The organism is Corallococcus llansteffanensis, from assembly GCF_003612055.1.
Classification (GTDB): Bacteria; Myxococcota; Myxococcia; order Myxococcales; family Myxococcaceae; genus Corallococcus; species Corallococcus llansteffanensis.
The window spans coordinates 1-3,846 of the sequence record NZ_RAWB01000768.1; the positions used below are offsets into that span (position 1 = coordinate 1).

General features: G+C 67.0%; 2 protein-coding genes. Both read left to right on the forward strand.

Features of this window, described 5'->3' with window-relative positions; translation table 11 throughout:
• Positions 1 to 163 precede the first annotated feature (163 nt).
• On the forward strand, positions 164 to 1,252 hold the full coding sequence (recA, locus tag D7V93_RS39820) for a recombinase RecA (RefSeq protein WP_120648253.1): 1,089 nt from the start codon (positions 164 to 166) through the stop codon (positions 1,250 to 1,252).
• 252 nt (positions 1,253 to 1,504) lie between these two features.
• Positions 1,505 to 3,652, forward strand: a complete 2,148-nt coding sequence (locus tag D7V93_RS39825) for an alkaline phosphatase D family protein (RefSeq protein ID WP_120648254.1) — start codon at positions 1,505 to 1,507, stop codon at positions 3,650 to 3,652.
• The last annotated feature ends 194 nt before the right edge of the window (positions 3,653 to 3,846 follow it).

Consider the following 3,846-nt stretch of genomic DNA (forward strand, 5'->3'; position numbering starts at 1 on the left):
GGGCTGGGCGGTCTGGTGGCCGCTTTCCTGGCCGCCCTCCGCAAGAACTGAGCTCCAGAACCCAAAACGGATGTCAGAGGGGTGGACTAGGGTCTACCCATCGCGTACTAAAAGCGCGTTCAGGTGGGCCGGGGTGGCCCACTCTTCCAAGGAGCGACGAGAAATGGCCGTGAATCAGGAGAAGGAAAAGGCGATCGAGCTGGCGCTGGCAGCGGTGGAGCGCCAGTTCGGCAAGGGTTCCATCATGCGGCTCGGCAACGACGAGCCGATGATGAAGGACATCCAGGCCATTTCGACGGGGTCCATCTCGCTCGACATCGCGCTGGGCGTGGGCGGCGTGCCGCGGGGGCGCATCATCGAAATCTTCGGGCCGGAGTCCTCCGGCAAGACGACGCTCTGCTTGCACATCGTCGCGGAGGCGCAGAAGCGCGGCGGCGTGTGCGGCTACATCGACGCGGAGCACGCGATGGACGTGGGCTACGCGCGCAAGCTGGGCGTGCGCACCGACGACCTGCTCCTGTCCCAGCCGGACACCGGCGAGCAGGGCCTGGAGATCGCGGAGATGCTGGTGCGCTCGGGCGCCATCGACGTGCTGGTGGTGGACTCGGTGGCCGCGCTCGTGCCGAAGGCGGAGCTCGAGGGCGAGATGGGCGATGCGCACATGGGCGTGCAGGCGCGCCTCATGAGCCAGGCCCTGCGCAAGCTCACGGGCACCATCTCCAAGAGCCAGACGTGCGTCATCTTCATCAACCAGATCCGCATGAAGATTGGCGTGATGTTCGGCAACCCGGAGACGACCACGGGCGGCAACGCGCTGAAGTTCTACGCGTCGCAGCGCATGGACATCCGCCGCGTCGGCGCCATCAAGAACGGTGACAACGTGGTGGGCAGCCGCACCCGCGTGAAGGTCGTGAAGAACAAGGTCGCGCCCCCGTTCAAGGAAGTCGAATTCGACATCATGTACGGCACGGGCATCTCCCGTGAGGGCGACCTCATCGACCTGGCCTCCAACGAGAACATCGTGGAGAAGAGCGGCAGCTGGTTCTCCTTCAAGGGAGAGCGCATCGGCCAGGGCCGGGAGAACGCGAAGGAGTTCCTGCGCGAGCATCCGGAGACGCAGAAGGAGATCGAAAACCTGGTGCTGGAGAAGTACGGCATCGGCAAGGCCGCCGCCGCGGGTGCGCCCGCCGCGGAAGCCCCTGCCGAGCCCGCCGAGGGCGAGAAGCGCCCGCGCGTGAAGGCCGTGAAGTAGTCGGTCCCGACTCGCTGAAGCAGAAGGTCCACCACGTACCTCCGGGGGGAGCGGCGTGCGTGGACCTGGAGGACGAGGCCGACTGCCAGCACTGGCGGTCGGCCTCTTCTTTTTTGGGTGTGTGGGGCACGGACGCGTGACGCGTGGGGTCATGCGGGCGTGTCGCGGGGATGTTTCGTGTGGAGGGAGGAGGGGCTCTAGACTTCGCGACCCGGGAACCCCTTCCACCGCTTCCCGCTGGAGCCCATCGCCTTGTTCAACCCCTTCAAACGCCGCACGTTCCTGCAGGCCGTGGTTGCTGTCGCGGCGACGACGACCTTTGGATGCTCCGACTCCGACGCGGAGACGTCGGATCCTTCGGCTGGCTCGCCCTTCTTCCCGCAGTCGCTGGCGTCGGGAGATCCGCGTCCGGACAGCGTGATCCTGTGGGTGCGCGTGGAGGACACCGCGCGCGCCAGTGAGGACCTGACGCTGCGGCTGGAGGTCTCCACGACGCAGGACTTCGCCTCGCTGGTGCTGGACAAGAAGGACCTGACGGCGCAGGCGGCGCACGACCACGCGGTGAAGGTGAAGGTGACGGGCCTGTCGCCGCGCACGACGTACTACTACCGCTTCTCCTACGAGAAGGACGGCCAGAAGAACACCACGCGCGTGGGGCGCACGCGCACCGCGCCCGCGGCCGGTGACGACGTGCCGGTGAAGTTCGTGTTCGCGAGCTGCCAGGACTTCATCGGCCGCTACTACAACGCCTGGCAGCGGCTGTTGCAGCTGGACGCGGACCTGGACTTCATCGTGTTCCTCGGGGACTACGTCTACGAGACCACGGGCGACACGTCCTTCCAGTCCTCCGGCGGGGGGCGCGCCGTGCGCTTCAGCGAGCCTGAAGGCGCGCTGGCGCAGGGCACGGGCGTCACCGCGTTCCTGGCGGCGAACACGGTGTCCAACTACCGCGACCTGTACAAGACGGTCCGCACGGACCGGCAGCTGCAGGCGGTGCACGAGCGCTACCCGTTCATCATCACCTGGGACGACCACGAGTTCTCCGACGACTGCTGGAAGGACGTGGCGACGTACGAGGACGGCAAGCGGGACGAGACGCAGCGGGAGCGCAAGCACAACGCGGAGCAGGCGTTCCTGGAGTACATCCCGCTGGACTCCGCGCAGACGGCCGAGGGCGTGGTCGACGTGGACGCCGAGCCGCGCTTCCCGAACACGCGCATCTACCGCGACTTCGAGTACGGCCGGCACCTGAAGCTGCTGGTGACGGACTACCGCAGCTACCGCCCGGACCACCTCATCCCGGAGGACGCGTGGCCGGGCGCGGTGGCCCTCGACGCGACGCTGCTGGGCGCGGCGCTCCAGGGGCAGCCGGACGCGGTGAAGCAGGTCTTCCAGGCGGACACGTTCGCGTACGTGAACCTGAATGACGCGGCCTACGCGGCGCAGAAGCAGGTGCTCCAGGGCGTGTACCTGAAGCAGGCGAAGGACGCGGGGCTGACGGACGTGGAGGCCACGCAGAAGGTGGCCACCTGGGTGCAGGGCCCGGTGGCGCTCTTCTACGTGAACCAGGTGCTCCAGGCGGCGGGCTACGCCGCGCTCGTCATCCCCCCGGCGGACAAGCCCCGGGGCCTGGCGTACGTGCACATGGGCAAGAGCTCCCTCTTCAACATCCAGGGCTCGCGCTACGTGGTGGTGAAGGACACGTTCGACCTGTTCGCGGCGGTGAAGTACCAGCTGTCCGCCGGCAAGAGCGAGGACGTGTTTGGCCCGGACCAGGAGGCGTGGTTCAACCAGACGCTCACGACGGCGACCAACACCTGGAAGATGGTGGTGAGCTCCACGTCGTTGTCGGCGCTCATCTGGGACCTGAGCAAGAAGACGGACATCTCGGATCCGTCGCTGCGCCAGCGCTTCTACTTCAGCGTGGACCAGTGGGACGGCTTCCCCACGAAGAAGAAGGTGATGCTCAACACGCTCAAGGCCAAGGGCGTGCAGAACGCGCTGTTCCTCTCCGGGGACATCCACGCGTCGTTCGCGTCGGTGGAGGAGGGCGTGCCCACCCTGACGGCGCCGGGCATCACCTCCGGCTCCATCAAGAGCCTGGCGGGCCTGGCCCTGCTGGGCGCGGGCTACGCGCAGGGCGCGCCGGTGTACCAGTACGCCGTCGCGAACATGGAGAAGACGCTCAAGGACTCCAACGCGGGCCTGCGCTTCGCGGACACGGACTCGCACGGCTTCGTGCTGGTGGAGGTGAAGGCCGACGAGACGCTCGCTACCTTCCACCTCATCCCCGCCGCGGAAGTGGCCAAGGACTACTCCAAGCGCGATGGCAGCGAGCTGGAGGCGAAGTTCACCGCCACCACCTTCCGCGTGAAGAACAGCGACATCCAGCCGGCCTGAGCCGTCTCGCCGCCGTCTGAAGCAGCTTGAAGGGCCTCCGAGGGCCGCGTGGGGACACTCCCCGCGCGGCCCTTGTCGCATCCGGTGAACTTTATGATTTTCCTGGTTTGTGCTGTTTTGCGAGGAGAAGACTCCCATTGAGGGAGTCCGGACCCGTCACCGGGGAAGGAGTTCATCGTGGGTGCACGCAAGGG